Annotated in this window: 22 protein-coding genes and 1 riboswitch; of the genes, 7 read left to right on the top strand and 15 right to left on the bottom strand. The window is 41.8% G+C overall.

From position 1 onward, the window contains the following. Positions 1 to 17 precede the first annotated feature (17 nt). The 5 genes from EBQ12_RS05470 to EBQ12_RS05450 form a co-directional block, all read right to left on the bottom strand. Complete coding sequence (locus tag EBQ12_RS05470) at positions 18 to 473, bottom strand: helix-turn-helix domain-containing protein (protein WP_017368337.1); 456 nt, start codon at positions 471 to 473, stop codon at positions 18 to 20. A 96-nt stretch (positions 474 to 569) separates the two neighbouring features. Then, positions 570 to 1,097: a YfjD family protein gene (locus EBQ12_RS05465; protein WP_017368338.1), complete on the bottom strand. Its 528-nt coding sequence runs from the start codon at positions 1,095 to 1,097 to the stop codon at positions 570 to 572. Between the two features lie 21 nt (positions 1,098 to 1,118). Beyond that, entirely contained in the window at positions 1,119 to 1,877 is a 759-nt protein-coding gene (locus EBQ12_RS05460; RefSeq protein ID WP_017368339.1) for a hypothetical protein, read from the bottom strand. 12 nt (positions 1,878 to 1,889) lie between these two features. Continuing rightward, positions 1,890 to 3,086 (bottom strand): DUF6861 domain-containing protein, encoded by a 1,197-nt coding sequence (locus EBQ12_RS05455; protein WP_017358662.1) that lies wholly within the window; start codon positions 3,084 to 3,086, stop codon positions 1,890 to 1,892. 4 nt (positions 3,087 to 3,090) lie between these two features. Then, the gene (locus EBQ12_RS05450; RefSeq protein ID WP_017358661.1) at positions 3,091 to 3,414 is read right to left on the bottom strand and encodes a WXG100 family type VII secretion target; all 324 of its coding nucleotides are present in this window, start codon (positions 3,412 to 3,414) and stop codon (positions 3,091 to 3,093) included. 226 nt (positions 3,415 to 3,640) lie between these two features. Here EBQ12_RS05450 and pepT point away from each other — a divergent pair, with 226 nt between their 5' ends. Both pepT and EBQ12_RS05440 read left to right on the top strand, forming a co-directional pair. After that, a complete protein-coding gene (gene pepT / locus EBQ12_RS05445; protein ID WP_017368340.1) occupies positions 3,641 to 4,873 on the top strand; it encodes a peptidase T in 1,233 nt (410 codons plus the stop codon). 288 nt (positions 4,874 to 5,161) lie between these two features. Further along, on the top strand, positions 5,162 to 5,341 hold the full coding sequence (locus EBQ12_RS05440; protein WP_008345664.1) for a hypothetical protein: 180 nt from the start codon (positions 5,162 to 5,164) through the stop codon (positions 5,339 to 5,341). A 79-nt stretch (positions 5,342 to 5,420) separates the two neighbouring features. Here EBQ12_RS05440 and EBQ12_RS05435 read toward each other — a convergent pair whose 3' ends face one another. Continuing rightward, on the bottom strand, positions 5,421 to 6,098 hold the full coding sequence (locus EBQ12_RS05435) for a DUF3298 and DUF4163 domain-containing protein (RefSeq protein WP_017368341.1): 678 nt from the start codon (positions 6,096 to 6,098) through the stop codon (positions 5,421 to 5,423). Between the two features lie 161 nt (positions 6,099 to 6,259). Here EBQ12_RS05435 and EBQ12_RS05430 point away from each other — a divergent pair, with 161 nt between their 5' ends. The 5 genes from EBQ12_RS05430 to EBQ12_RS05410 all read left to right on the top strand — a co-directional run bounded on the left by EBQ12_RS05430 (position 6,260) and on the right by EBQ12_RS05410 (position 12,415). Further along, positions 6,260 to 7,117: a MurR/RpiR family transcriptional regulator gene (locus EBQ12_RS05430; protein WP_206428012.1), complete on the top strand. Its 858-nt coding sequence runs from the start codon at positions 6,260 to 6,262 to the stop codon at positions 7,115 to 7,117. 200 nt (positions 7,118 to 7,317) lie between these two features. Further along, a complete protein-coding gene (garR, locus tag EBQ12_RS05425) occupies positions 7,318 to 8,211 on the top strand; it encodes a 2-hydroxy-3-oxopropionate reductase (protein WP_041091244.1) in 894 nt (297 codons plus the stop codon). A gap of 6 nt (positions 8,212 to 8,217) precedes the next feature. After that, the gene (locus tag EBQ12_RS05420; RefSeq protein WP_125589297.1) at positions 8,218 to 9,639 is read left to right on the top strand and encodes a four-carbon acid sugar kinase family protein; all 1,422 of its coding nucleotides are present in this window, start codon (positions 8,218 to 8,220) and stop codon (positions 9,637 to 9,639) included. 50 nt (positions 9,640 to 9,689) lie between these two features. Beyond that, on the top strand, positions 9,690 to 11,009 hold the full coding sequence (locus EBQ12_RS05415; RefSeq protein ID WP_125589295.1) for a gluconate:H+ symporter: 1,320 nt from the start codon (positions 9,690 to 9,692) through the stop codon (positions 11,007 to 11,009). An 81-nt stretch (positions 11,010 to 11,090) separates the two neighbouring features. Further along, a riboswitch (SAM riboswitch) is annotated at positions 11,091 to 11,203 on the top strand. 87 nt (positions 11,204 to 11,290) lie between these two features. Beyond that, entirely contained in the window at positions 11,291 to 12,415 is a 1,125-nt protein-coding gene (locus tag EBQ12_RS05410; RefSeq protein WP_048002481.1) for a 5-methyltetrahydropteroyltriglutamate--homocysteine S-methyltransferase, read from the top strand. Between the two features lie 54 nt (positions 12,416 to 12,469). Here the strand turns inward: EBQ12_RS05410 and bglH are convergent, their stop codons facing one another. The 9 genes from bglH to tenA form a co-directional block, all read right to left on the bottom strand. Continuing rightward, complete coding sequence (gene bglH / locus EBQ12_RS05405) at positions 12,470 to 13,888, bottom strand: aryl-phospho-beta-d-glucosidase (protein ID WP_125589293.1); 1,419 nt, start codon at positions 13,886 to 13,888, stop codon at positions 12,470 to 12,472. Next, a complete protein-coding gene (locus EBQ12_RS05400; RefSeq protein WP_125589291.1) occupies positions 13,860 to 15,767 on the bottom strand; it encodes a beta-glucoside-specific PTS transporter subunit IIABC in 1,908 nt (635 codons plus the stop codon). The genes bglH and EBQ12_RS05400 overlap by 29 nt, the downstream gene beginning before the upstream one ends. 325 nt (positions 15,768 to 16,092) lie before the next feature. Next, positions 16,093 to 16,926, bottom strand: coding sequence for a BglG family transcription antiterminator LicT (gene licT, locus EBQ12_RS05395; protein ID WP_017358647.1), 834 nt, complete (start codon positions 16,924 to 16,926; stop codon positions 16,093 to 16,095). A 224-nt stretch (positions 16,927 to 17,150) separates the two neighbouring features. Then, the gene (locus EBQ12_RS05390; protein ID WP_125589289.1) at positions 17,151 to 17,966 is read right to left on the bottom strand and encodes a YwqG family protein; all 816 of its coding nucleotides are present in this window, start codon (positions 17,964 to 17,966) and stop codon (positions 17,151 to 17,153) included. A gap of 173 nt (positions 17,967 to 18,139) precedes the next feature. Beyond that, complete coding sequence (locus EBQ12_RS19685; protein ID WP_255201823.1) at positions 18,140 to 18,595, bottom strand: methyl-accepting chemotaxis protein; 456 nt, start codon at positions 18,593 to 18,595, stop codon at positions 18,140 to 18,142. 533 nt (positions 18,596 to 19,128) lie between these two features. Next, positions 19,129 to 19,863 carry an energy-coupling factor transporter transmembrane component T family protein gene (locus EBQ12_RS05380; protein WP_024719222.1) on the bottom strand — a complete coding sequence of 245 codons (735 nt, stop codon included), beginning with the start codon at positions 19,861 to 19,863 and terminating at the stop codon, positions 19,129 to 19,131. After that, complete coding sequence (locus EBQ12_RS05375; RefSeq protein ID WP_125589287.1) at positions 19,853 to 21,451, bottom strand: ABC transporter ATP-binding protein; 1,599 nt, start codon at positions 21,449 to 21,451, stop codon at positions 19,853 to 19,855. Before EBQ12_RS05375 ends, EBQ12_RS05380 begins: the two co-directional genes overlap by 11 nt. Next, on the bottom strand, positions 21,426 to 22,025 hold the full coding sequence (locus tag EBQ12_RS05370) for an ECF transporter S component (protein WP_019743666.1): 600 nt from the start codon (positions 22,023 to 22,025) through the stop codon (positions 21,426 to 21,428). Before EBQ12_RS05370 ends, EBQ12_RS05375 begins: the two co-directional genes overlap by 26 nt. Continuing rightward, on the bottom strand, positions 22,022 to 22,708 hold the full coding sequence (gene tenA, locus EBQ12_RS05365) for a thiaminase II (RefSeq protein WP_125589285.1): 687 nt from the start codon (positions 22,706 to 22,708) through the stop codon (positions 22,022 to 22,024). The genes EBQ12_RS05370 and tenA overlap by 4 nt, the downstream gene beginning before the upstream one ends. Between the last annotated feature and the right edge of the window lie 65 nt (positions 22,709 to 22,773).

The following is a 22,773-nucleotide window of genomic DNA, read 5'->3' as shown; positions in this document are numbered from 1 at the left end:
TACCTCTCTTTTTCTGCTTACGACAGCTCACTTAATTCCTCTAACCGCCGCTTCGCTTCTTCTTTATTAAAGGAACTATAATAGCGATAATTCTCATCATCTAAGATGCGGTAATGCTGGCTTAGTACATTTTGCTGGAGACGAAACGTACCTTTTTTCACAGACGTCCGCCACCAAACCTTTCCGCCAATCGTACGTTCAACAGATAAATGCAATTCATCGTGGGCGACGACTTCCAAAATCTCAAGCGGATCATCCCCAAGTGTCCCTTTTAAAATGTCACTATCCCTGAATAATGCACATACGGCCGCAGATTGCGTCCAGTTGAGGCGAAGACGATTCTTTTCTACCTGCTGCAAATGCCGTTTGGATAGCCCAAGCACCTCAGCCATGCGGTCCTGTGTATAGTCTTTTTCTTTTCGAATTCGTGCCATTTGTTCTGTGACGAGGTCAATTACCATTTCTTTGTCCATCTCTCATCACCTCTTGATTGTTCAGTCTTTACTGACATCATACACGATTTCTTAAAAAAAGTGGCGTCTCACATCATGGAATGATGGCGAAAACATCTATTGATTCTGCTTTTCACCATGACCATGCTGCTGTTTCCAATTCTCTTGGGCAGTCTCATGTAAATATGGATAAATGTTTTGTTTCACCGTTTGCTCAAATACTTCTTCATCTAAAATACTGTACGCCGGAATCTTGATCAATTTCCCATCAAATTTCCGAATAAGCACATCCATGAACAGAAATCCCCTGATACTGTAACGATGCCTGCGCATATCAATAGATTGAATGTCTTGAAAAGGGATTGTTTGTTGCCGATATAAAACAGCGCCATTCTCTCCTCGCTGAATGCGAAAAATCACATTTCCCCTCTTCGTAAAAGCCGGAAGAATCATCAAAAAAGAGATCCACCCATAGACAATGCCTAATAATCCGCCTAAAAATAAAAACAACGTATAATTCGATTCAAATGTAAGAGCTTCCGAAAATAACCAAATACCGATGATGCCAAATCCGCCCGTTGCTAAGAATGCCCATACTCTTAGAAAGGGTCTGCTCCTCACTTCTATTACTTCACTTGGATTCAAGCGTCATTCTCCTTTTCTCCATTAGAATATAGAACGTAATCCGTCTCTATGAGCCGTCTCTATCCGAAATTCATTTTCCTTCATGCCCGACACTAGCCAAGAATGCTTCTGCCCCGGAATAACAAATATCATAGACTCTACATCCGGCGTATTATTTTTATCATAAGTGACCTTCATCAAAGAATCCATTTTTCCTTTTCTGACCCTTACATCAGAAACAAATGCCCTCACAAGCTCTTGGTTCTCTGCTTTATTTAGAAAAGAAGGCCAATCATCATTCCCTTGACTGGCTTGTTCTAACAGCAGTTCAAATTCTTCTGCCTGCAAATTGATGACTGGTGTGAGGTGTTCACTCATGTGTATGTTCAAAAAGGTTGTCACTTGCTCCACAGTCTGCTGATCGTCTTTTAGTTTGTGAATCTGATGCACTTGTTGATCATAAAGCGTATGATGCGCATACACACCTGCCTGAGTCGTATGAAAGGACGTACTGACCTCTTCATCTAATGCTCCAAACCTTGAAGCTTTCACGGTATGTGATGCATCGTTCATGGCTTGAATGAAATGCCGGTATTTTTCTTTATAACGGTATTGTCTATTTCGAAATTCCAGCACGTCTTTTGCCAGCAAAGAGCGACATGCAATTTCAAATAAAAATCCAAGACGTTCATCCTCTACATCTGGATAATAGGCTTCCTTTAAAGACATCCCTTGCTCAAAATAGCCTTCACTGTAAAAACTAAAGATGAGTTCCTCGATACTTAGACTTAGCTGATCCAACTTGATCTCTCCTTATCCAAAAGAAAATGCGCCCTTCAAGAAATCACCTGCACCTTTCAACAGCGAATCTGCGGTTTCTTTTGTTTTTTCTATTCCTTTATGTATCACCTGATTTGCTTGATCAATGGTGTCATTGACTGCTTTAACACCTTGACCTGCCAGTTCAAATGCTTTTTTTCCTTTATCGACAACCGCATGAATTGGGTCTTTTAATTTCACTGCGACCTGTTCTGCAAAACCAGAAGTAAGCTTGGCGACTTTTTCACCAATAAAGCCACCTACTGCTGATCCTATCGCACCGCCAACGACTGTTCCAATCGGTCCTGCAAAGCTTCCAAGAGCGCCGCCCACCACGGCACCTGCAACAGATCCGCCTGCAATAAAGACCGTATTATTCACTGCATTTCCAACAGCCTTTGCATTTTCACGCTTGAGAACTTCTGGCTGATCCCCAAATTCCGCATAGTTCTCCGCAATTTTCAGACCGCAGCCAACCGTTTCTGTTGCACCCGTGACGACCGTTGCAATGATGGCATTTCCTTTCGCAAACCTTGCACCATTTTTCAGAACAGACTTGATGCCAGCTGTGTCCTTCCAATTAATACTTCCTTTTGTGAAATCACGTACACTGTTCGTGAACGCAACTGTATCGCTAGGATAAAATTTCGTAAATTTCTTATGGACCAGGTCAGCCATCGACCAATTGGATCGTTTTAATAATTCTTTTTTACTCAGCCAAATCCTTGCCAACCGGTCAAATCTCGTTCCTTCTACCCGTCCGGTCACATCAAGAAGGAGCTTTGAATGCTGCGCAGCATAGCGGCCATTTTCTTTAATAAAGGTCGTCATGCCAAGTCCATAGTATTTTGCCTGCATCATCACAATACCAGCTAGGCTCGTGAGTGTACCATATTGATCATACAGACTGTACATTTTCCTTAAAATATCATCAGCTTCGACCATTTTATCCGTTGCATGACGAATGGCAATGTCGTCACTGCTCAATTTGCTCATTAAGGCTTGTCCAGAACCCCATGCATCTCCTACTCCAGAAAAACAGCTTCGATAACGGGGATCACAGCCTAGGATGAGGCCATCCAGTTCACTATGTAAATCGTGGTGCTTTGTTTCAATGGCCGAAAGCTCTCCTACAAAATCATTCGCCAGCCCTGTCAGCTGATCTGGATCTACTACAATGTCACGCGCCATCACATCATCTCCCTTCTCGGTTTCTTTCTCTCCGTTCTTCTCGCCTTTTTCGCTCAAGCTCTTCCATTCTGGCGATTTCAGCTTTACGTTCCTCGATTTTGACAGCAGCATCCCGCAGTTCCTGACTTGTTTCAAGCAAGTCCTTTTCAAATTGATCATAGCGTGCCACTGTTTCCTCAAAGCTTTGATCAAATTTATCTCTTGCTTCCCCTTGCCAGCCTGATCCAACTGCCTTCAGCCGATTCTCAAGCAGCTGCTTCGACTGCCGAATGCCATCAGCAGCTTCCTGGAACTTTTGAGCGAGTGCAAGTGTTTGACTAGAATCCAACTTTCGCACCCCTTTCTCCCAAATTAACGTACAAATGGATGATTTTATATGTCCTCATTATAAATAAAAAGACACCCAAAAAAATCACCCTAAAGAACCATTCAGCACATCGCAAAATAAAAGTAGGTCTTTTTCCTCTCTAATTGTCAGAGAAAGCCTTTCTTGTTATGAAGCGCATTCAAGACATGATAAAATGAACATATTCTACAAAAGGAGTGACGTATTGATGAAAGAGGAAATGATCCAGCGATTCACAAGTTATGTAAAAGTGGATACACAGTCTGATGCAGACATAGAGAGCTGCCCATCCACTGAAGGACAGCTGAACCTAGCAAGGCAGCTTGTTGAAGAGATGAAATCCATCGGCATTCAAGAAGTGACAATGGATGAAAACGGTTATGTCATGGGCACGATCCCATCTAACACAGACAAAGAAGTGCCAACCATTGGCTTCCTAGCTCATATCGACACAGCCACTGACTTCACTGGCAAGAACGTGAAACCGCAGATTCATGAGAACTATCAAGGCGGGGACATCACGTTAAACGAAGATCTACATATCGTATTATCTCCAGCACAGTTTCCAAATTTACAAAAATACCAAGGACATACGCTCATCACGACTGATGGCACGACCCTGCTTGGTGCAGATAACAAAGCTGGTATCGCAGAAATTATGACCGCCATGCATTACCTGATTGAGCATCCAGAAATCAAGCATGGAAAAATTCGTGTCGCCTTCACACCAGATGAAGAGATCGGCAGAGGACCTCACAAATTCGATGTTGATGCCTTTGGCGCTTCTTATGCTTATACGATTGACGGCGGCCCGCTAGGAGAGCTTCAATATGAAAGCTTCAACGCCGCAGGTGCAAAAGTATCAATTAAAGGAAACAACGTCCATCCAGGGACAGCAAAAGACAAAATGGTCAGTGCTGCAAAGATCGGCATGCTCTTTCACAACAAACTTCCTTCAGATGAATCTCCAGAATACACAGAAGGATACGAAGGCTTTTTCCACCTCACGAGGTTTGTAGGAGAAGTAGAAGAAGCAGAGCTGCAATATATTATTCGTGATTTTGATAAAGAGAAATTCAACAAGCGCAAAGCACTGTTTGAAAAAATCGCAAACGACTTAAAAGCAATCTACGGCGAAAACAGCATCACCCTTAGCATTCAGGATCAATATTACAATATGAGAGAAAAAATTGAGCCAGTCAAACATATCGTAGACATCGCTCATGAAGCCATGGAAAACCGCTCAGTGACACCTGTCATTGAACCAATCCGCGGCGGTACAGATGGCTCACAGCTTTCATATAAAGGACTTCCAACGCCAAACATCTTTACTGGCGGGGAAAACTTCCACGGTAAATATGAATTCATCTCTGTAGAGAACATGCTGAAAGCGTCAGAAGTGATCGTGGAAATTGCACGTTTATTTGAAGAAAAAGCATAAACATGTTTACAACCGTTCCTGTTCGGGAACGGTTTTTTAATAAAAGTTTACAATTTTCTGAAACTTTTATGACACTTAATCGTACTAATAGAGACAACCCCAGAAAAATTCTTCTTGACGAGTGAAATAACTGGAAATATAATAGTTAAAAACAACCAGTATTTTAGACCTAAAAAAGCAGCCAGAATAAACCTTTAGAACTAAACGCTATTTGCTAACTATTTTCAGTTATAAACATCACTCACCCTGTCTACACTTAAAGAATAGGATGAATTGGAGGAATGTCATATGATGATTTTATTGATTATCGCTTCACTTTGCTGCTACTTACTATTCTCTTTCAAAAAAGATAACCGCACCCAAAAACGAAAAAGCGCAGAGCTTTCGGAGTTTGAAATCTTTCGTATGCGCCGCCACTACAACGGCAAACGCCGTCACCCACTAAACGATGCACCCAAACAAGTATAAATGTAAAAAGAAGAGCCTCATCACCAGGGGCTCTTTTTATGTATAAAAAAACGACCAAATTCATGGCCGTTTCTCTTGTTTATTTATACACCTTCGCAGGTACTTGAATCATAGGAATTCCTACATAGTACGGTGAAATTTCATATGGCTGGAAGACAACAGCGATTCCCTTTTTCGTGAAGTAGTACTGCGTGTCGTAGCCGATTTGAATATCGCTTTTTTTCAGATTCGCATAGAATTTACTTTTATGCTTCTTTGTGTAGTTATAGATATAATCTCTTACTTTTGTACGCTTTTTCTTTGTTTTTACCACATCTGTAAAGTACAGTTGCTTTGTTTTTTTCTTTGTTAACACATAGTTCATGCTCGTAACCATCGTATCCCCGTGCATACTACCGTCATTCATGTAATCATAGTTTAGAATACTTAGTTTCTTCCCATTGTTAAATTTCGTTTTAAACGATCTCTCGTATGTGATCTTCCCAATACCTTCTTTTTTCGCTTCGTCCTTTAAGAACAAATACGTAGAGTAGGAAAATGCGATATCTTCTTTTAAATCATGGTTGATGGTTTTCATATGCGCTTTACTAAGGTTTTTCACCTGTGCATATTTAAACGTTTTTTTCTTTTTATAATAGTGTGTACTTACTTTTGCTTTTTTCACTTGTTTGGCATCCGCAGATCCAACTGGCGCAAACAATGAAACAATCAGCGAAAAAATGAGCAGGCTGATCGTTAGGCCTTTTTTCATTGTCATAGTAAAAACCCCCATTTTTGTCTATTACCAATTGAGTATACCATGACAAAAGAACCAAAAGAAGTGTTCTTTTCCATATTATTCTTTATTTTTCATGTGAGGTTTGTTTACCGTTTTCATAAGTTCCTGTATGCTTAAGATAGAATGTTAGATGAAGTGTGGTGTTTATCATAGAAGAGAATATTTTCAGTCATATCCGGACAACATTTCATAGTTTGTCCCCTACCCAGAAAAAGATTGCCAATTACATTTTACAAAACCCTCAGAAAGTTGTGCTTCATTCGATTAGTGCACTCGCTACTGAATGCAACACAAGTGAAACGACGATCTTCCGTTTTCTGCGAAAAATTGGCTATGAGTCCTATCAAGTGTTTCGTGTCCATGTCGCGCAGGATATTGCGACCAATACGCCTCAATCTATATACGGCGAGATCGAAGCATCTGATAGTGTCGCAGATATTAAACATAAGGTCATAGAGTTAACAACCAACTCTATTCAGGATATGAAGCATATTTTAGAAGACCAGGCTGTGACACAATTTATTGAGCAAATGAAACAGGCTCATAAAACCGTCTTCTTTGGAGCAGGTGCCTCCAGTTTTATTGCCGGAGATGCCTATCATAAGTTTCTCCAGCTTGGCTTTGAAGTGAGTCTATGTAGTGATCCTCATATGATGAATATGATTGCAACACATGCAACGGAACATGATTTTATCGTCGCGATCTCACATTCAGGGGAAAGTAGAGAAATCCTTGACGCCGTGCAATTTGCAAAGGAAAAAGGTGCAACGGTCGCCTCGATTACGAGCTATCCAAAATCAGAGCTCGCCAAGAAATCCGACTTTCATCTGCTCAGTTCATCGAGGGAAACAACCTATCGTTCTGACTCAATGATTTCTCGTATTAATCAGCTTGTGATTATTGATGTTTTGTACGTCGCAGCTGTTTTAGAATTAGGATCAAATGCGATCGACAACGTCAAACGTTCTCGATTAGCTGTAGCTAAAAATAAAACATAATCGACAATAGACCGGAGCTGTTTCCGGTCTTTTTTTTGTGACTTTTCTCATATTTTCCGTTGACACATTCCTATTTCGTCATGTACATTAAATGAACAATAGTTTATTTCCTACTATTAATTTAAATAGACAGTATATATACTAACAAAAAGAAAAGAAAGCGCTTTTTGTAAGGGGTTTCTAAATAGGAGGCGGACAAAATGGCAAAGCAAATTGGATTCATTGGATTAGGCATTATGGGGAAACCTATGGCACTCAATCTATTAAAAGCCGGTCATACTGTGACTGTTTTCGATATTCATACAGAAGCTGTTCTAGCATTAAAAGAAGTGGGCGCAAATGCCGCTGCATCAGCTGCTGAGGCAGCATCTGAAAGCGATATCATCATCACGATGCTTCCAAAAGGTGAGCATGTAGAAGCAGTTGTAGCAGGTGAACAAGGCATATTGGCTACAGCAAAACCTGGCACGATCATTATAGATATGAGCTCTATTTCACCTGTTACTTCTAGAGCTTTAGCGGCACTGGCAAAACAGCATCAGGTCGAATTTATCGATGCTCCTGTCAGTGGCGGAGAGCCAAAGGCGATAGACGGGACACTTGCGATTATGGCGGGCGGAGAAGAAGAGATCTTTGAACAAGTAAAGGATGTCCTCTATGCCATGGGCACAGATGTCGTATTAGTTGGTTCAAATGGAAGCGGGACAACCGCTAAGCTTGCGAATCAAATCATCGTCAACTTAAATATCGCTGCCATGTCCGAAGCACTCGTCCTTGCCGCTAAGTCTGGCATTGCGATTGATAAAATGTATGAAGCCATCCGAGGTGGACTGGCAGGAAGTGCTGTACTCGATGCGAAGGTTCCTCTCATTTTAGAACGAAACTTTGAGCCTGGCGGACGTATTGACATCAACTTAAAGGATTTAACCAATGTCATGGAAACTGCCCACGATATCGGCGTTCCTCTCCCGCTTTCTAGTCAGCTGCTAGAAATCTTCCACGCCCTCAAAGCGGACGGAAAGTCTGGACTTGATCACGGCGGAATCGTTCAATATTACGAAAAAATGGCTCATGTTGAAGTGAAGAAAGGATGAGGTTCTATGAAACAAAGCATTGAGTTACTAAATGCCATTCCGAAAGCGGATTCAGACCGCATTCAATCAGCATACGAACAAGCACTAAACCATTTTCACCATAAAGTGATTGTATTAGACGATGACCCAACAGGCATTCAAACCGTACACGGCGTCTCTGTTTTCACCGATTGGTCAGAGAAAAGCATTGAAGCTGGTTTTCTTGAAGACAGCCGTATGTTCTTTATCTTAACCAACTCTCGCAGTATGACAGAGAAAGAAACGGCGGTTCTTCATGAAACGATCGCATCAACGATTGTGAAAACGGCTGAACGGCTTGATCAAGATTTCATCATTGTCAGCCGGGGAGACTCCACCCTACGTGGACACTTCCCGCTAGAGACTGAAATTCTCAGAACGACCATTGAACAGCAAAGCTCCCGCCAATTTGACGGCGAAATCCTTCTTCCCTTTTTTAAAGAAGGCGGTCGCTTTACGATTGGCAATATTCACTACGTACAGGAAGGTCACGAATTAATTCCTGCTGGTGACACAGAATTTGCATTGGATCGTACATTCGGATTTCAATCTTCTCACCTCGGAGAATGGATCGAAGAGAAATCAAACGGATCGTTCACTAAGGAAAACACTACTTATATTTCTTTAGAAGATATCCAGGCTTTACGTATTGAACAAATCAAGGATCAGCTGATGACCGTGAAGGATTTTCAAAAAGTGGTTGTCAATGCAGTGGACTATGACGATGTCAAAGTCTTTGTCGTTGCCCTCATAGATGCTATCAAAGCAGGTCAGCACTTTCTATTTAGAAGTGCGGCCGCTCTCACAAAAGTGCTTGGCGGTGTTGAGGATCAAGCACTTTTAGCTAGACAAGACTTAATACAGGAAGAAAGCACGCACGGTGGCCTCATCATGGTCGGTTCCCATGTCAAAAAAACAACCGAACAATTGCGAGCGCTGCAGCAAAATAAAGACATTGCATTTATTGAATTTGATACACACCTCGTGTTAGAACCTGAAGCATTTCAAGAGGAAATGGACCGCGTGATTCAACAAACTGAAAGGCTTTTAACAACCGGGCAATCGGTTGCTGTTTATACAAGGAGAGAACGGCTTGATCTTGGAGACAATCGCCGAGAGGAAGAATTGAAGCTCTCTGTTCAGATTAGTGATGCGGTGACAAGCATTGTCCAGCGCCTCTCCATTCGCCCTAAGTACCTCATTGCCAAAGGTGGAATCACCTCAAGCGATATTGGAACAAGAGGACTCAGCGTCAAACGTGCGACTGTCGCAGGTCAAATCAAACCAGGTATTCCCGTTTGGCAAACAGGAGAAGAAAGCAAATTCCCATTCATGTCTTATGTGATTTTCCCGGGAAATGTTGGCTCAAAGGATACGTTAAAAGAAGCAGTAGACATACTTGAAGGATAAAGCAGAGGGAGCGTTCACGCTCCCTGATGCAGCACAAAGGAGGAAAGATCATGTCGTTAGTTTTTATCGGACTTGGCGTTTTGTTATTACTTTTACTCATGGTTGTCTTTAAGTTAAACGCTTTCATTTCGTTGATTATTGTCTCTTTAATCGTTGCCGTTTTAGAAGGCATGTCACCACTTGAAGCGATTGTTTCAGTCGAAAAAGGGCTTGGAAGTACACTCGGCCATCTGGCGTTGGTTCTTGGCTTTGGAGCGATGCTTGGTAAATTGATGGCTGATTCTGGCGGTGCTCAGCGTATTGCCATGACACTCATCGACCGCTTTGGTATCGGGAAAATCCAATGGGCGACGATGCTGACTGGATTTGTTATCGGAATTGCTCTATTTTATGAAACCGGATTCATTATTCTTATTCCATTAGTCTTTACCATTGCTCAAGCCGCAAGACTTCCTGTGTTGTATGTGGGAATGCCGCTCGTCGCTGCACTCATTACCACACATGGCTTCCTCCCTCCTCACCCAGGGCCGACAGCCATTGCCAATGTATTTGAAGCCAACATGGGACAAACCTTATTGGTTGGAATTATTTTAGCCATTCCTGCTGTTTTAGTAGGCGGACTTCTGTTTACGAAACTATTTAAGAAAGACCAACTGCATGCACACATTCCAAAGGACTTGTTTAATCCAAAGGAATTTACAGAAGAGGAAATGCCAAGCTTCGGCATTAGTATTTTCACCGCTATTTTACCTGTATTGCTCATGACATTCAGAGCATGTTTAGAAATTTTCTTCCCGTCCTCCCCGCTGCTACCGGCGGCTGAGTTTTTAGGTGAGCCGGCGATTGCCCTATTAATCTCTGTGTTGCTTGCCATCTACACATTTGGTCTTGGCAGAGGAAAGAGCATGCAGGACGTCATGAAGTCGATTACGGATTCAATTGGCTCCATTGCGATGATTCTATTGATCATTGCTGGCGGCGGCGCCTTTAAACAGGTGCTCATTGACAGCGGTGTTGATCAATACATTGCAGGGATTATGCAAGGAAGCACACTGTCTCCTCTGCTCCTCACTTGGCTGATTGCAGCTGTCCTTCGTGTCTCTTTAGGGTCAGCAACTGTCGCGGGTCTCACAGCAGCTGGCATTTCTGCACCGCTAATTGGTTTGACGGGAGTCAGCCCAGAATTAATGGTGATTGCAACAGGCGCCGGCAGTATAACATTCTCTCATGTGAATGATGCAGGTTTCTGGATTTACAAAGAATACTTTAATTTGTCGATGGCTCAAACTTTTAAAACGTGGACATTGATGGTGACTGTTCTATCACTTGTTGGATTAGCCGGTGTTCTCGTCGCTGATTTGTTTATGTAGGAAAATAAATAGGAAAAACCATTGACTTTTTCTCGAAAAGATTGAATAATTGTGTTTATTAAGAAAATTGAATCAAAGGTAACCTTATTAAGAGTGGTGGAGGGACTGGCCCTGTGAAACCCGGCAACCGCTGTTCCTAGGAACAGAATGGTGCTAATTCCTTAAGCAAGCTGAAGCTTGTTTGAAGATAAGGCAGAGATCTCACAGTATATGATGCTCTTCCTTATCCAAGGAAGAGCTTTTTTATTTGATTTATAACCTGAAGAAAGAAGGGATTCAGCATGACACAAGTACAAACCATTGGTAAGAAAACAACAAAGCCGCCATTTCGCGCAGATCAAGTAGGGAGTTTACTTCGTTCTGAACGCATCAAAGAAGCCCGCAAGCAAAAAGCAGACGGTACACTGACAGCAGAACAGCTCAGACAAATTGAAAACGAAGAAATCACTCGTATTGTAGAGAAGCAAAAGGAAATTGGATTAGAGGTTGTCACAGATGGAGAATTCAGACGTGCATGGTGGCATTTTGACTTTCTAGAAGGGCTTGATGGGGTCGAAGGATTTGAAGCAGACCAAGGCATTCAATTCCACAATACGACGACAAAAGCGAGAGGCATCAAAGTAACAGGTAAGATAGATTTTACTGATCATCCAATGCTGGAGGATTATCGCTTCCTTCACAGCATAGCGGGTGATCATACGGCTAAAATGACGATTCCAAGTCCGAATATGCTCTTTTTCCGTGGAAAGCTTGAAGAAGGTGTGTACGACAGCTTAGATGATTTTCACCATGACGTGGCACAAGCTTATAAAAAAGCCATTCGTGCTTTTTATGATGCAGGCTGCCGTTACTTACAGCTAGATGATACAGCTTGGGCTGTGTTCTTTTCTGAAAAAGGACATGAACAAATCAAAGCCTTTGGCCGAGAAGAAGATGAACTGCGTGAGTCATTTGCGAAAACAATCAATGAAGCGGTTGCCGATCGTCCAGAGGATTTGGTGATCACTATGCACATTTGCCGTGGTAACTTTAAATCAACGTGGGCAGCTGAAGGTGGTTATGAAGCAGCGGCAGAAACGATTTTTGCGGGTCTCGATTTGGATGGTCTCTTCTTAGAATTCGACGATGACCGTTCTGGCGGATTTGAACCCCTGCGTTATGTGAAGAATCCAAACCTTCAAATCGTACTAGGTCTTGTCACTTCAAAGTATGGGGAACTTGAACCCGTTGATCAGATCAAAAGACGAATCGAGGAAGCAGCTCAATATGTGGACATCAACCAAATCTGTTTGAGCCCACAATGCGGATTCGCTTCAACAGAGGAAGGCAATTTGTTAACAGAAGAACAGCAATGGGAAAAGCTGCGTCATGTGATTGAGATTGCGGATCAAGTGTGGACATCATAGTCCACTGACAATAAAAAGAGACAAACCGTTTGATCAGCGGTTTGTCTCTCTTTTTTATGCGTCTAAATGCTTTCCATTTGTCGCAATCACTTGTTTATACCAATCAAAGCTTTTCTTTTTCTTTCTATCTAATGTACCTTTTCCTTCGTTATCACGGTCGACATAAATGAAGCCGTAGCGTTTTTTCATTTCAGCTGTTGATGCGCTGACAAGGTCAATTGGGCCCCAGCTTGTATAGCCGATCAGATCAACGCCGTCTGCGATCGCTTCTCTTGCCTCAAGCAAATGGCTTCTGAGGTAATCAATTCGGTAATCGTCTTGAATGGAGCCGTCTTCTTCTACTTGATCCACAGCACCCAATCCATTTTCTACGATAAACAATGGTTTTTGGTAGCGGTCATATAGTTGATTTAGTGTTGTACGAAGTCCTTTTGGATCAATTTGCCAGCCCCAATCACTTGCTTCTAGATAAGGGTTTTTCACGCCTTCAAATAGGTTGCCACCAGTAACTTGTCCAAGAACCTCTGGATCTGTACTTGTCACAAAACTCATATAATAGCTGAAGCCAATATAGTCGACTGTATGGTTTCTTAGAATGTCTTCGTCACCGTCTTGGAACTCAATGTTGATGTTATTTTCCAGGAAATAACGTTTCATGTATCCAGGGTAATAACCTCTTGCCTGTACATCTGAGAAGAACAATGTTTTACGATCTTGTTCAATCGCAGCAAACATATCTTCTGGTCTTGAGCTGTACGGATAAGTTGTCATCGCTGCAATCATACAACCGATTTTCGCATCAGGAATGATTTCGTGTCCTGCTTTAACAGCTAGAGCACTTGCAACAAATTGGTGATGCGCTGCTTGATATTGAATGCTCTTCTCGTCTTCGCCTTCTTCAAATACAAGGCCGCCCCCTGTGAAAGGAGCATGTAAGACGACGTTAATTTCATTGAAGGTCATCCAATATTTCACTTTATCTTTAAAGCGAGTGAATAATGTTTTAGCGTATGTTTCATAAAGACCCACAAGCTTACGGTTTCTCCATCCGCCGTAGTTTTTCACAAGTGCAAGTGGCATTTCATAGTGAGAGATCGTGACAACTGGCTCAATTCCATGCTTATGCAGTTCATCAAATACTTTTTCATAGAAAGCGAGGCCCGCTTCATTCGGTTCCGCATCGTCGCCATTTGGGAAAATACGTGGCCAAGAAATGGATAGTCTGAAGCACTTGAATCCCATTTCTGCAAACAGGGCAATATCTTCTTTGTAGCGATGATAGAAGTCGATCGCATCATGATATAAGTTAAGGTCTTTCATTGATTCGTCAAATGGGTGCATAATACCGTGTGGTGATATATCGGCTGTCGACAAGCCTTTTCCATCTTTGTTATAAGCGCCTTCAATTTGGTTGGCGGCTACTGCGCCGCCCCATAAGAAACCTTTAGGAAATGTTTTTTCTAAATTCGTCATGTTGAATGCCCTCCTCATTTTCTTCTACACTGACTGTAAGCAATGTCTCTTTTACTGTAATCGCCCCATCTGTTTTCGCATTAACTTGTGCATAATCATTTGTGTTGGTGACGATAATTGGCGTTGTTACATCATAGCCTTCTTGCTGAATGCCCTCGATATCAAATTCAACTAGCAGATCTCCTGCTTGAACAAGATCACCTGACTCTACATGACTTGTGAAATGTTTACCGCCAAGTTTTACTGTATCAATCCCCACATGGATCAGAAGCTCTGTGCCTTGATCACTCTTTAAACCAATGGCATGTTTCGTTTGGAAAATGGTTTCAACCTTGCCGTTGAACGGGGCTACTACACGTCCAACTGTTGGGACAATGGCTGTTCCTTTACCCATGATTTCATTAGAGAATGTTGCATCATTTACTTGATTGAGCGGCTTTAGTTGACCTTCAAGCGGGCTTTGTACCACTTCATTTTGAAGCGCTACTGTATCTTTCTTTTCTTCTGGTTTGTCTGCTTTTGTATCATCTTTCACTGGTACATCTTTGAACCCTAGAACAAGTGTCATGATGGTTGCTACAACAAAGCCGATCACTAATCCAATGATGGAGTACACAAATGTCGGTCCAATGAACGTTGGGAGACCTGGAAGACCTGCTGATCCTGATATCACATATGACTTTACTTTGAAGATAGACATGAACACGCCGCCTGCTGCTGCACCAATGAGGGCTGCAAGGAACGGTTTTTTCAATCGCATGTTCACACCATACATAGCAGGTTCAGTAATACCCATTAACGCAGTGATACTTGTAGACATCGCCAATGATTTGAATGTTTTGTTTTTTGATCTTAAGAAGACACCGAATGCTGCGCCTGCTTGTGCCATATTCGCTACAAACATCATTGGAAGAATGAAGTCAAAACCGTTTAATGTAATGTTGTTGATCATAATTGGAAGTAGTGCATAGTGCATGCCCGTAATGATCAATGGTGACATAAAGCCACCGATTAAGAGTCCGGCCAAAATACCTGCATGTTTGAACAATAAATCAATTCCACCTGAAAGGCCATTTCCGATAATACCACCAAGCGGTCCAACCGCGATGAGCATAACTGGTACCACGACAAGAAGTGTAACTGTTGGAACAAGAATGATTTTTAGTGATTTCGGACTATATTTTTCCGCGAATCTTTCAACATATGAGCCGAGCCAGATAGTGAGTAGAATTGGAATCACCGATGAAGAGTACACAACGGCAACCACTGGTAGCCCTAGAAATTCTGTATTTCCTGCGCCTAGTAAAGCCGTTAACTGCGGGTGCAGTGCGGCTGCTGCAATGGCAGCGGCGATATACTGATTTGTGCCAATTTTTTTGGCTACGCTTACAGCAAGCAGAATCGGTAAGAAGTAAAAGGCTCCGTCTCCGATAGCTGTTAAAATCGCATATGTGCTGCTTTTATCTGAGATCCATTGGAACGTCAGCATTAATGCCAAGATTCCTTTGATCATACCAGCTCCAGCGATGGCTGGAAGAATCGGTGTGAAGACACCAGAGATAAAATCGAAAAGCTTTGAAATCACATTTTGTTTTGATGCTTCTTCTGAATCGCCTGACTTTACATCTGTTGATAACCCAGAATCAGCAATCATTGCTTGATAGACGTTTGATACGTCGTTGCCAATAATGACATGGTATTGACCGCCGCTTTGATTCACGCCCATGACGCCGTCTGTTGATTGCAGCTTCTCTTTATCCGCTTTGCTTTCATCGTATAAGTTGAAGCGGAGCCTTGTCATACAGTGCGTGACATGCTTAACATTCTTTTCACCGCCGACAAGCTCTAGAACTTCTTTTGCTGTTTGTTTGTGGTTCATTGTGTTACCCTCCAATCGTTGATTTCATCTTGATATAGAAAAAACCTAAACATCCATTAATGCCCGAAAAATAGCGATTCAGACATTAATCGATATTTAGGTTTTGCCTGCTTAACCAGTAACAATCCTTCATAGCGATTGATCGTTATTCAATTTTATAAGCCTTTAGATACAAAAAAACCTAAATCATGCCTTATCAAAGATAGGGACAATGATTTAGGTTTTGCCTGCTTGACCAGTAACAATCCTAAAAGATTGTGGGTTATTGAGTTTATAGTTATAAATTAGCATGTTAATTTTGATATGTCAACGCTTTCTTTTTGATTTATTTTCTTTTTATGACTCGATCGATGTGCAAAGTTAAGTATAACATCTCATCTTCTATGAGACTTCGGTTGTATTCTTTTTGAACATAGTCATTAATTTTCTCCGCACATTGAAAAGCGGCTGTATTTTTTTCCTTTACCACTTCATACAGAAACTCATTTTGATTTTCCATTTGTGTTTCGTTAAACAGACGCTGTCCAAAAAACTTCAAATGCGTGACAAAACGGAAATAATTTAATGATTCTTCGTCCAAATCAATTTGGAAATGATACTTTACGATGTTCAAAATATCTTGAATCAGTTTTGTAATTTGAATGACATTCGGCATTTCCTCATTCAGTTCTGCATTGACAATATGCATCGCAATAAAGCCTGCTTCATCCTCGGGAAGATGGATGTTGAGCTTGTCCTGTATGATCCGAATCGCTTCTACACCACACATGAATTCCTCTTTGTACAGCCGTTTGATTTCCCAAAGCAAGGCATTTTTTATGTCCATTCCTTTTTGATGACGTTCAATAGCAAAGGTAATATGATCCGTTAATGTGACATAGATGCTGTCATTTAAATTTTTGTTAAGGGTCGTTCTCGCGTAATCGATAATTGCCTCACACACTTGCATATACTCGATCGGAATATCATAAAGCAGGGTTTTGAATTTTTCTGATATATCTTTATTTTGAATGGAAAATACTTTTTCGATACGTTCTTCGTCAATCGGGTCTCCGCTTTTCTTTTGAAACGCAATCCCTCTACCCATAATGACCAGCTCATGCTGCTCGTCATCATACGCACTGACCACATTATTGTTGATTACTTTCGAAATGATCAATTGATCCCCCCCAGTACATTCCGCTTTTTCGAGCATTTCATTGTTGATTGATATGTCATTTTATTATTATTTTCAAAAAAGAGGACTTTAAGATGATTTTACATTTTTTTTTGATACGGTCAACTAGAAAGAATGACATATTACCTCTCAGAAATGACGATTTAGGGGCAAAAAGGCTAAAAATAGACAAAAAACACTCTTCAAAAAGAGTGTTTTTTACAAAATTAGGAGCAATCCCAGTTATAGACGACATTTTCGAAATGTTTTCGTTTGAGGTCTTCTGGTTTGATAAAAAAGTTAGCAATGCCGCAATCTCCCCATAACATGTCCACTTCATCATCTGAGTCAATTTGCAATAATAGCACACTATGTTCTTGGTCTACATAGGTACGCGGGTCTTCTTGTGTAAAACCTGGGTATCCGCCTACTTTGTGGCCAAAACCACTTGCTGTCTCATAAAATTCATCTAGTAAAGTATCTGCTTCATCACCATCAATACCAACAGCATCTTCGAATAGATCCCAGCTTCGCTTTCCTGTGACTTTTTCAAAGCGGAAATCTTCTACACTGATCGTTTCGCTTGATAATTCACCTGTAATCGCGCCTTCCTTCGTAACTGGAAAATAAAAATCGTCAGGAATTTTCACGAATGAAAAATCAGTCAATAAGTCTTCTTCAGCTAAGAAAGATTCCTCAATAAATTTGATCCGAAAATCTTTTTGCTCTGTTTTTTGGTCAATATTCATCCCATAAAGATCATCATGTACAGAAATAAACACTTGCAAAAGTCCTGTTTCTGGGTAATCTTTCAGTTTTGGCAGCTGGCCGAAATTGATTTGTGCCAGCAACTTCATAGGATGGCCTTCTCCATCAACGGGATATTCGTCGTTTTTTGGGAAATAAGGATCACCTGCTATTTTGCTGTCATATGGTCCTGTTTTTCCTTGTTTTATCTGTAATTGAATCAGTGGTTTTTCAGTTTGATCTAACAATGGACGGTAAGGCGCAAGTACTTCTTGCAGCTTTGCTGATTGTGTCAAGATGGGCTTCCTCCTTATGTATAGGTCTAATGATCAAAACAGGTCTCTCTTTTTCTATCATACAGAAGTGTAACTTCCCTGTCAGTGAAAAACCCGTCAATATCATGACAAAAAACTCACTTCAACACGTTAAAAAACCTCCGATATGGCTGGAGGTTTTGTGATTCGTTTATTTATTTCACTTGATAATTGACTAAGTCTGTTGCCAATGATTTCATCGTTTCGTTCGTTTCGTGCAGCCCCTCAATAATTTTTGTGAAAGTGCCAACGAGTTCTGCTTGATGTTCAGAAGAAGCCACGATTTGTGCTATTTCTTCTTCCATTCCTTTGATAGAGCCTTGCACATCTTTTAGCGCTGTTTCAATATCAGTCGTTGCCTGCTTCGCGTGAGTAGACAGCTTTCTCACTTCTGTAGCAACCACCCCAAAGCCTGCACCTGCTTCACCGACTCTTGCAGCCTCAATGGATGCATTGAGTCCAAGTAAGTTCGTTTGATCAGAGATACCTTTGATGAGATTAGACACTTGGTTGATTTTAGAGGAATTTTCGACAGTGGTTTTTGTATTTTGTAGAATTTGTTCACTTGTCGCTTGTAGTTCCTCTGAATGTGCAGCCACTTGCTGTACCATCGCGACTAGTTTTTCGGAAGCATCGTTACTTTCCGTCATAATGTGTTCTAATCGTTGTTGATTCGTTTGGTCATATGCTACACAGAAGGCAGCGATCACTTGACCATTGTCATCTTTAATCGGGACGGCGACGATGTCCATAGGAATTCCGTACACCTCTTTAGGAATCTGGATAAACGATGGCTCTCTCCCATTTTTCAACATCGAAAAGTTTTGGAACCCGGGAGCTACAACATCCCCAGCTTTAAACCCTAAGTCAATGTTCCCGTGCTGCTGATAATAAAGAACCTTCTCTTTCCCTAATACAGAAAAGGTTAGCTGCTCTCTCATAGCTAGTCCAACGATTGGTAAAGCGTCTATTATGTTATCAATTCTCTGTGACATTCGCTCACGTTCATCCTCTCTTTTTCTCAGTACACTCTCTTTATCGGTTCTTTATATGATCTATTACAGCCTGCAATGTGTACTAATATCAACCAAATGACCTAAGACATATAAAACAGCCACATTCCATCAAGAGAATGTGGCTGTTTTTAAAAGAAGAAGATGCATATCAACACACTAATGACGATGAAAAAAAGATACATGCAGTCGATCCATGAAGTGCTGATGACATGATAATACGTTCTCTCCCTCGTCCCTGTGAAGCCTCTTGCTTCCATCGCAATGGCTAGTCGTTCAGATTTCCGTACGCCTTGCGTGAAAAGAGGGAGTGCATAACGTATAAAGGCTTTCCAACTGTTTTTTTGCTTGTAACCTCTAATTTTATGTGCAGCCTTCATTTGCTTCAATTCACTTTGAAACAACGGGATAAACCGGAAGCCTGCCAGCATCCCATATGCCCATTTGGGTGACATTCGGCATTGATGGATTAAGCTCATCATAAAGGCCGTCAAATCAGTTGTTGATGTAAAAAGGAGACCAAATGTCACAAAGCCAAGCATTCTAAAAGAAATGGTCAGCCCATTTCTTAAACTCTCCTCTGTAATATGAAACCATGCCCACTTCCAAACTGTATGATCTCCCTTGCCAAAGGCCGCGATCATCCAAAACACGAGAATGAAAAAGAGCAGATAAGGTACAAGTCTGGTGATGAGGTATTTCAAATTCCAGCCGCCTAGGACAAGTCCAATTCCAAGTGCAAACAGCCAGATGATGAATGTCGTTTTAGGATCAGAAATCGCCATCAGACAGCACATCGCAAGGAGATGGGCGAGTAATTTCATGACTGGATTTACAGTGGATAGAAAGGAGTGATTACTTTGCAATCGTCATCACTTCCTTTCTTTCAGCCATATAGCGATAATGTAACGGCACTCTCAGCTCACAGGAAGTGACAAGTTCCTGATGAGAAAATAAATCAAAAGGCGTACCATCATAAACATGCTCCCCTTGATGAAAAACAAGAACCTGATCAGCGCACTCATCAACGAGTTCCATATCATGTGTGACCATGATAATGGTGGTGCCTTGTCGTTGACGTTCTTTTAAACGCCGGATTAACTCCCTCGCCGTTTTCTCATCCTGCCCGAAGGTCGGCTCATCTAAAATGAGAACATCCTGATCAAAAAGAAGCATCGTGGCAACACTTAATCTTCTTTTTTGTCCTAGACTTAAGGTGAAAGGATGCACGTCTCTATGCTTCTCTAGACCGAACTCTGCCAATAGCTGATTCGTTTTTTCTTGCACCACAGACTCTGGCCAATTTCGCTGTCTCCCACCAAATGCGATTTCATCAAACACTGTGTCCTGTATAAATTGAAGTTCTGGATTTTGAAATACAAAGCCTGCTTTTTCATATAATGTTCGGTCAGACCACTTTTTCAGGTGTTTTCCTTTTAAGAAAATGTGACCTTTCTTTATTGGTTCTAAACGGATGACATGTTTAAGAAACGTACTTTTTCCGCTGCCATTCTCACCAATGATCGCAACCCAATCTCCTGCTTTTATATTAAGGTGCAGGTCATCTATAATGCTTTTTTTCCCGTAGCTTAATTGTAGATGATCTGTGCGAATAATGACCTCTCGATCTGTTGATGACAATTTCTCATGACGTTCTTTTCTCGCCTCAAAGGTTTGCAAGAGTGTTTGACTCAGTGGATGAAACGAATCTTGTACGATAGTGGACCATTTCTCGGGAAATATTTTCGGACGCCAAATGCCGGCTTCTTTCATTTCTCCCTCAAATGTGTTCATCACGTCTTTTGGCGTTCCATCTGCTATGATACGGCCTTGATGATCTAATAAGATCACCCGATCCATCCACTCGATGACACCGTCTAACACATGCTCCACAAAAATCATCGTCTGATTCTGTTCAGCTGAAAGCTGCTGAAGTAATTGAAATATCTCCATTCTTCCTGCTGGATCAAGCTGTGCAGTCGGTTCATCAAAGAACAGGACATCTGGCTCTAATGCTAGTAAACAAGCAAGCGCCAACCGCTGCTTCATTCCGCCAGATAAGGTATGAATATCTGTGTTTGGGTCGACATCCAGCTGTACCTTTTTCATGAGATGTTGAATCATGTCATCCATTTGTTCTCGAGGGACAGATCGATTCTCTAAGCTAAACGCAATTTCTTCATTGACTCGGTGCATACAAAACTGCGAATCTGGGTCTTGAAACATGACACCAGTATGCCTTTGCCGCATCACTTCTCCCTGTACTTCAGCTTCCATATGCTCTGGAATAATACCAGCAAGCACAGAAATCAGCGTAGATTTCCCGCTTCCACTTGGTCCTAATATCAGCACCTTTTCCCCCTTTTGAATAGAAAGAGATACTTGATGAAGAACGGGATTCGGCTGTTCATAAAAACGGACAGTGAGATTACTGCACGCGAGAAATGAATCCATGCTGGTCACCCTTACTTCGTTTTTCTTTCATGATGGCATATTGATTCAGCACACCTGTTTTAGATAAAGCATCCACCACAACCTTTGCCAAGCAACCGCCGAGTAACATACCGCTGATGACTTGAGTGACAAGTGTCATGAGTAACACTTGAGGTGTGTAATAGCCGAATCCATTGGCAATGAGGCTATATGCCATTGCCCCTACTGCTGCAAAGGCACCAGACAACATGAGTGTCCACATACGATATCGCTTATAGCCAAATAGAGCGAAGGCGATTTCTGCTCCAAGTCCTTGGCATACACCAATCAAAAGCGCAGAAAGACCGAAGTGGCTGCCTGTCAGTAATTCCACGGCGGCGGCAGCTGTTTCTGCGATGAGAGCAGCGCCAGGCTTTTGGATAATGTAAGCAACGATTGGACTGGCAATGACCCAAATTCCGAACATGATGTTGCCTCCTGCTGGACCGACAAGGGCTGTAATCGGTAAATAAAGAGTCGACCACCCTAAATAGATGACTCCGCATGCCACAGATAAAATGACAGCAAGAACGACTTCTTTCATCTTCCATGTCATGAAGAATGCACCTCCATTTGGACAGGCCACTCTTCGACAGTAAAGGCCATGTCCCAGAATTTATACTCAAGCTGACAGCTTAAGATGAAGTGCTGTTTCATTTTCTCCTTTTCCTTCTCACTTGCTTCTTCCGCCCACTGATCAAGCCGTTTGCAAAGCTCCACTGTAACAGAGTCCGTTAACCCGCCATAAAACGTGATCCACTCATAGAATGGATGGGCAGGATCGGGCTCTACATCTCTGAGCATTCGTTTGCCTATTTCCCAATAGGTCCAAGGGCAAGGGAGCAAAACCGCAATGATTTCTCCTAGCGTCCCTTCCTCGGCGACTTGCAGCATGTGATGAATATAGTGATGAGCACTTGGCGCCAAAGATGCACCTTGCAGTTCATCATAAGCTACACCTGCCACCAGGCAAAGGTTTTGATGAGGATGTGTCTCACTATCAAGGACAAAAGCCATTTGTTGATGGAAAAAGGTAATGTCCTCTCTGTCTGTACATCTGCTAATGGCTGCCGCATAAATTTTAATAAAGGCATTTAAATATTCTGCATCCTGTTTGACATAATGAATGATCTGTTCCTTTTCGAGTTCTCCTGCTGCAAGTCCTCTCACAAACGGATGCTGATAAATCGCTTCAAATAATGGTTCTGCTTCTTGCCTTAATTGCGTTGAAAATGTCATAAAAAAAGCCTCCTCTTTTTCAGTTGAATAAATGAAAAAGCCACCCCAAATGGAGCGGCCTTCTT

Origin of the sequence: Bacillus sp. 2B09, from assembly GCF_003946835.1 — a bacterium.
In the GTDB taxonomy this organism is placed as follows: domain Bacteria; phylum Bacillota; class Bacilli; order Bacillales; family Bacillaceae; genus Bacillus; species Bacillus altitudinis.
Note: the sequence above shows the minus strand (reverse complement) of the source record. Positions and strands in the feature narration are given on the sequence as shown.

Excerpts from the sequence above, each read along its gene's own strand:
- EBQ12_RS05435 (WP_017368341.1), bottom strand. The coding sequence starts at position 6,098 with ATGACAATGAAAAAAGGCCTAACGATCAGCCTGCTCATTTTTTCGCTG.
- pepT (WP_017368340.1), top strand. The coding sequence starts at position 3,641 with ATGAAAGAGGAAATGATCCAGCGATTCACAAGTTATGTAAAAGTGGAT.
- EBQ12_RS05455 (WP_017358662.1), bottom strand. The coding sequence starts at position 3,086 with ATGGCGCGTGACATTGTAGTAGATCCAGATCAGCTGACAGGGCTGGCG.
- EBQ12_RS05410 (WP_048002481.1), top strand. The coding sequence starts at position 11,291 with ATGACACAAGTACAAACCATTGGTAAGAAAACAACAAAGCCGCCATTT.
- EBQ12_RS19685 (WP_255201823.1), bottom strand. The coding sequence starts at position 18,595 with ATGGTACAGCAAGTGGCTGCACATTCAGAGGAACTACAAGCGACAAGT.
- EBQ12_RS05400 (WP_125589291.1), bottom strand. The coding sequence starts at position 15,767 with ATGAACCACAAACAAACAGCAAAAGAAGTTCTAGAGCTTGTCGGCGGT.
- EBQ12_RS05420 (WP_125589297.1), top strand. The coding sequence starts at position 8,218 with ATGAAACAAAGCATTGAGTTACTAAATGCCATTCCGAAAGCGGATTCA.
- EBQ12_RS05440 (WP_008345664.1), top strand. The coding sequence starts at position 5,162 with ATGATGATTTTATTGATTATCGCTTCACTTTGCTGCTACTTACTATTC.
- tenA (WP_125589285.1), bottom strand. The coding sequence starts at position 22,708 with ATGACATTTTCAACGCAATTAAGGCAAGAAGCAGAACCATTATTTGAA.
- EBQ12_RS05375 (WP_125589287.1), bottom strand. The coding sequence starts at position 21,451 with ATGGATTCATTTCTCGCGTGCAGTAATCTCACTGTCCGTTTTTATGAA.
- bglH (WP_125589293.1), bottom strand. The coding sequence starts at position 13,888 with ATGACGAATTTAGAAAAAACATTTCCTAAAGGTTTCTTATGGGGCGGC.
- EBQ12_RS05370 (WP_019743666.1), bottom strand. The coding sequence starts at position 22,025 with ATGACATGGAAGATGAAAGAAGTCGTTCTTGCTGTCATTTTATCTGTG.
- EBQ12_RS05470 (WP_017368337.1), bottom strand. The coding sequence starts at position 473 with ATGGACAAAGAAATGGTAATTGACCTCGTCACAGAACAAATGGCACGA.
- EBQ12_RS05415 (WP_125589295.1), top strand. The coding sequence starts at position 9,690 with ATGTCGTTAGTTTTTATCGGACTTGGCGTTTTGTTATTACTTTTACTC.
- garR (WP_041091244.1), top strand. The coding sequence starts at position 7,318 with ATGGCAAAGCAAATTGGATTCATTGGATTAGGCATTATGGGGAAACCT.